This window comes from Desulfothermus sp., from assembly GCF_053993635.1.
Map to the genome: position 1 here is coordinate 1 of NZ_JBMYBT010000031.1, position 6,057 is coordinate 6,057.

4 protein-coding genes are annotated in these 6,057 nt (G+C 32.8%); 2 read left to right on the top strand and 2 right to left on the bottom strand.

What is annotated here, in order from left to right:
- On the bottom strand, positions 1-371 hold a 371-nt coding region (locus ACY2V1_RS02405; RefSeq protein WP_461833202.1), incomplete at its 3' end, for a cobalamin-dependent protein.
- 146 nt (positions 372-517) lie between these two features.
- On the bottom strand, positions 518-2,809 hold the full coding sequence (locus ACY2V1_RS02410; RefSeq protein WP_461833203.1) for a mechanosensitive ion channel domain-containing protein: 2,292 nt from the start codon (positions 2,807-2,809) through the stop codon (positions 518-520).
- Positions 2,810-3,262: 453 nt separating this feature from the next.
- On the opposite strand from ACY2V1_RS02410, the gene ACY2V1_RS02415 reads away from it, so the two are divergent.
- Positions 3,263-5,014, top strand: coding sequence for an aldehyde ferredoxin oxidoreductase family protein (locus ACY2V1_RS02415; RefSeq protein WP_461833204.1), 1,752 nt, complete (start codon positions 3,263-3,265; stop codon positions 5,012-5,014).
- Positions 5,015-5,042: 28 nt separating this feature from the next.
- On the top strand, positions 5,043-6,057 hold a 1,015-nt coding region (locus tag ACY2V1_RS02420), incomplete at its 3' end, for an MFS transporter (RefSeq protein ID WP_461833205.1).

Consider the following 6,057-nt stretch of genomic DNA (forward strand, 5'->3'; position numbering starts at 1 on the left):
ATGGTCAATTCTCCTTCATCTAAAATTAGGTAATCAACATCTTTAAATTTTTCAGGTTCAGAGGTAAATGCTGGACCTCCTGCAGCCACTTTTACACCATATTCCTTACATTTATTAATTACCTCTCTGGCACTCTTAGATTGAATCATCATAGCGCTTATCATCACCAAATCAGCATTTTTTATGTGTTTATCTTTTAGTTTTTCCACATTTAAATCAATCAATTTGAGGTCCCATGACTTTGGTAGCATTGAAGCAATGGTGATCAGTCCCAGCGGTGGAAATGCTGCTTTTTTAGAAATGAATTTTAATGCGTCTCTAAAGCTCCAAAAGGTGTCAGGATATCTTGGATATATTAAAAGGACGTTCATATTTTACCTCCATATTTTTTATTTAAGGCGTGGTTAGAGTTTTCTCTTTTTTTTCTACTAGTTATACAGTAGGTTAGAATCAAACTTCCCAATTTTGTCAAGCTTTTTGCTGACTAGATTTCCATGTTGTGTGTTCTGTTTTAATTTTAATTTTTTTCTTTATCTCTTAAGAAATCGGTCAAATTATCAGGCAAACTCTTTACGTATAAATCCCTTTGAGGGAAAGGGATTTCTATGTTTGCTTCCTTTAGTCTTTTAAAGAGTGCATAATAATAATCACTATGTATCCCGGTTTTTATATCACTTAACTGATTTATTCTGCACCATACTTTTAGAGAAAAATTTATAGAATTATCCCCAAATTCCTCAAACCATACCTGGATTGGATGGTCTTTATCTTCTCTTGTAATGGAGACTTCTCTTGCAGCTTCTATGGCAATCTCTTTTACCTCTTCAGGGTCAGCATTGTAACTAACCCCAAAGGGTATGGTCAATCTCCTCCAATCATCACTATATGTCCAGGTATTTACCCTGGATGAAACGAGTTCAGAATTTGGAACAATTATATCTTTACCGTCAAAGGTCTTTATTACAGTGGCTCTTATAGCCAGGCTTTTTACAGTGCCGATTGTGCCGTCTTCTAGCTCCACAATATCACCAACCTGGATGGACCTGTCCGTTAAAATTATTAGACCTGAAATAAAATTGTTGGCAATTGTTTGTAGCCCAAAGCCGATTCCAACTCCCAGGGCGCCCATGAGTATATTTAATTGGGTCAGATCGATACCAGCAGTGGACAGGACTATTAGGACCAGTAGAACTAAAGAAAAATAATAACCAAGCGTTGTAATGGAGTTTATTGTGCCCAAAGACAACTTTGTTTTTTGTTGCATAAGAGAAGTTATTTTTTTTCTGCTCTGTCTTAATATAATGAAACCTAAGACAAATAAGAGTACTATTTTTAAAATAGTTGCGATACTAAGGTCCAAATTTCCTATTTTAGCAAAAGGATAAAAGACTACAAACTTGACCTTTTGATAGAGATCTAGAAATTTTTCTTTACTCCAGACATTTAAACTCCGTATCCACCCCGACATGTTTTTTAAAAGTGATGAAATCAGAGAAGCCTCATTTAAGAATTCAGAACACTTATGTTTGTTTTGAATCAATAAAAAGACTATATTATCAATGAGTTTGCTTTGCCTTTTTAGCTCATAATTTAAATTATAAATTGCCTGCTTTAATTTTTCGTCTTTGAGTTGTTTTATTTTCTGGGTGTTAATGGCCAGTGACTGCTCCAAATTTATTTTGGCTTTTCTAATATCTGCCAGGTTTTCAATTGTGAGATTGAATTTTTGTTTAATGCTTTCAGTAAGTTCATCAATGGATTTAAAAATAGTGTTGTCACTGCTACCTGCCTTTATCTTTTTATATTCAACCAACCACAAATAATAAAAATCATAATATCTTTTTTTTAATTCAGTGTTTAAAATTTTTTGGGAAAGGTATGACTTTTTTAAATTATAGTAGTTAATAAGAGATTTAATTCTCTTTTCGTCTATTTTCAATAATTCTTTATTTAAGTTAGATTTTTTAGAATTAATTTTATTTTGAAGAGACTGTAATTTTATCTCATAATATATAATTTTTTTATCTATATCCCTTTGTTGTTCTAATATTTTTGCTTTTTCGCTTTGAAGTTGGCTGTTTAAAATGTCTTTTTGATGTTTGATATTTTTGATATCTAATTGGGTAATTTTTAAGTTTTTAAAAATATAATTTATCCTCTCAGTTAACTTGCTTTTTTGCTCTTTTAATTTGGCTATTATAAGTTGATAATATTCTCGTTTTTTATATAAAATTATATTCTGAATTTTAAGAGATAAAATAGATGTAAGTCTATTATATTTCTGAAATATAGTAAGATTTTCCTTCTGTTTTAAGTAATCATCAATCAAACTTTTACAATTTTTTTTAATTGCTTCAAGTTTGTCTTTTACATCTTCATTTAGACGCTGATTTTCTGAAATAGATAAATTTATATCTCTTAAAAGAGAAATATATTGTTTAAATAAATCAATAGAATAAGGGGGTTTTTGTTTTTTGGGAAGAGTAAAAGGAAGCGTTGGTTTAAAAATTTTTAATTTATTTAATATTGTTATTTGTGAGTTGATTAAATCTATATTATTTAATGTTAAATTTAACTCCTTTTTGTCAATTTCAACTTTTTTATTTTTCAAAATTGAGTTTATACAGGTCTTTAAGTTTTTAGTGCTATTTATACAATCATCTATAAATTGATCTATAGGATAGTCTTGTATATCTTTAGAAATTATAATTTCTATATTTTTAATTACGAATTCGTATGAAGCTATAGTTTTTGATGGAATGAATCCAATAATACACAGAAAAATAGTAATTAATAAATAATCTCTCATATCACATCACCTTGTTTTTTATAAAAACGATATATATGCGGTTTGCTCTAGTCAAGCCCTATCAATAAACAAATTTAATGTCACCATTTCAGATGTAATAAGATGCACTAATTATTTTTTATTTATTTGTAGGGAGGTAGAGACGTTGCATGCAACGTCTCTACATTTGATACATTCGATAAATTTTTTGCGTGCAATGTCTCTAGAATAATTCCTACAGGTTTATTACTGACACAAATCGAAAATCCTTAATTTTCTGGGTAGTTTTCTCCACAGTATTCTCTGAGCTATCTTGAGCGGATTCAGGCACAAGTGGAATAATAATTTTAAAAATATTTTCTTCAATTAATTGGGGCTCACTACCTTTGGAATGAATCTGATATTCGTTAAATTTGCAATTAGCTTATTTCATATGTATGTTAAACATAAATTAAAAATAACAGGAGTGAGAAAATGGAAGGTTATTTTGGTAAGGTATTGTATATAGATCTATCTTCAAGGAGTTATTGGATAGAGGATATTGATGAGGAAATTTTTAGAAGCTATTTAGGGGGAAAAGGACTTGGTATCTATTATTTACTCCACACTATTAAAAGCAAAATAGATCCCCTATCAGTTGAAAATTGTATTGTCATAGCCAGTGGTTGCGCAACAGGTAGTGGGATCTGGGGATGTGGCAGGTACTCTCTTTTTTCATTATCACCTTTAACTGGTCTTTTTGCAGAATCCTATGCTGGAGGTGAGGTAAGCGACCGTTTGGCAGAAACAGGATTTGATGTAATAATTATTAAAGGTTCCTCCCATGACCCTGTATGGATTGAGATTTCATCAAATGGGGTTGCATTTCATGAGGCATATAAACTTTGGGGTCTTGATACTTATTCAACACATAACTCAATTATTAGGTGGTTAAAAGAAAATAGAAAAGGATTTAATCGTTTTGGTGTGGTTTGTATTGGACCTGCTGGTGAAAATCTGGTTAGATTTTCAGTAGTTGAAAATAATTATTGGAGGAGCGCAGGAAGATGTGGAATTGGAGCTGTATTTGGTTCAAAAAAGGTTAAGGCCATCTCTTTTGCAGGTAATATGAGAAAAAAGTTTAACAACAGAGAAAAAATCTTTAGTTTTAATAGACAAATGTTAGAGATTGGGAAAAGGGATCCAGGTGCCATAGCGTATAGGAAGTTTGGCACTCCCATGATGGTGGATATAATAAATGAAATTGGTGCGTTTCCAACAAAATACTGGAAAAAGGGTAGGGCAGATCATCGAAATTTTATAAATGCGGATGCGTTGCATAATAGATGCGAAGTAAAACCCCATGCATGTCCCCATTGTTTTTTGGCATGTGGACGTATGTCAAAAGTAAAATCTGGTCCCTACAAAGGCCTTGTGATCGAAGGTCCAGAATATGAGACAATTTATGCTTTTGGTGGGTTATGTTTAGTTCAGAACATAGAAGAAATTATCTATTTAAATGACCTATGTGATAAACTGGGACTGGACACCATTTCCACAGGGAATGTGGTATCCTTTGCAATTGAAGCATCACATATGAAAAAAGTTGATTATAAATTAGATTATGGAGATGTGGACGGGATTTCAAGACTTATAAAAGATATTGCGTATAAAAGGGATTTAGGTAAGATCCTCTCACAAGGGATAGTTTATGCTGCCAAAGAGTTTGGTCTGGAAGATTTCGCAATTCATGTAAAAGGTATGGAACCAGCGGGCTATGATCCAAGAATTTTTAAAGGAATGGCCCTGTCTTATGCAACCTCTGATAGGGGAGCATGTCATCTCAGGACCACTTTTTACAAGGCTGAGCTGTCTGGAATATCTCCGCCTGAGAAAATAGAAGGAAAGGCGGAAATTTTGATTGAGTGGGAAGATAGGCTGATTATTATGGACACCCTTATTTTGTGTCGATTTTTCAGGGACCTATATCCATGGGAAAAACTACAACAGATAGTGTTTTTGACCACTGGGCTTGATTTAACCAAGCAAGGTCTAAGATCTATCGCACAAAATATAAAGAACAATATTCGCTTATTCAATGAAAAACAGGGATTTAAAGAGGATCAGGATGCGCTACCTGAGCGGTTTTTCAAAGAACCTTTACCTGAAACCAATCAAAGACTAATGGAAAAGGACTTTGTGGTGATGCTAAAAGACTATTATCAACTCAGGGGTTGGAAATTTTAATAGAGCTTTTTTATTGGAGGATTAGACATTGATTTTAAAAAGAATAAGGCAAAATCCTTCATTTTCACTTATTCTTATTTTTGGAATAGTGAGTTTGCTTGGAGACATGACATATGAAGGTGCCAGGGGTGTTGTTGGTCCATATATGGCCAGCCTTGGTGCAAGTGCTGCAATTGTGGGATTTATTTCAGGCCTTGGTGAGTTCCTTGGATACGGCCTAAGACTTATATCAGGTTATTTAACTGATAAAACCAATCTTGTATGGACGTTTACTATTTTAGGCTATTTGATGATTTTTTCTATCCCTTTGCTTGGCATCTCAAATTCATGGCAGATTGCAGCTATGTTCATTGTGTTAGAGAGGATAGGGAAGGCCGTGCGCACCCCTGCAAGGGATGTTATCCTCTCTCATGCCACAAAAAAAATTGGGAGGGGATTTGGCTTTGGAATCCATGAAGCAATGGACCAGATTGGGGCAATAATAGGACCTCTTTTATTTGGATTATTCTTATATGTTGGGCTTGGCTATAAAAAGGGATTTTTAATGCTCATATTCCCCTGTATTATTATGATCATTGCCCTTTTTATTGCAAAATACATTGTTAAAGATCCAAAGCTGCTGGAAAAAGACTTAAGTGATAATAAAATAAAACAAAATATTCCATCTATATTTTGGATATATGTTGTTTTTAGCGCTACTAGTGTAATGGGTTTTGTGAATTTCCAGATAATATCTTATCATTTTAAGGTGCAGCATATATTAAGTGATTCATCTATCCCTGTTATATATGCACTAGCAATGGGAATTGATGCAATCTTTGCATTAATAATAGGCAGGATATATGATAAAGTGGGACTAAAAACAGTGCTTATTATACCATTTGTTAATTTACTTATTCCGTTTTTTGTGTTTACGAAAAGTATAAATTTTTTAATTTTAGGAATTATTATCTGGGGTATGGTCATGGGTATGTATGAGACTGTTATGAGGGCTTCAATCGCAGATATTATTCCAATAGATAAGAGAGGATATTCATATGGTA

Excerpts from the sequence above, each read along its gene's own strand:
- ACY2V1_RS02410 (WP_461833203.1), bottom strand. The coding sequence starts at position 2,809 with ATGAGAGATTATTTATTAATTACTATTTTTCTGTGTATTATTGGATTC.
- ACY2V1_RS02415 (WP_461833204.1), top strand. The coding sequence starts at position 3,263 with ATGGAAGGTTATTTTGGTAAGGTATTGTATATAGATCTATCTTCAAGG.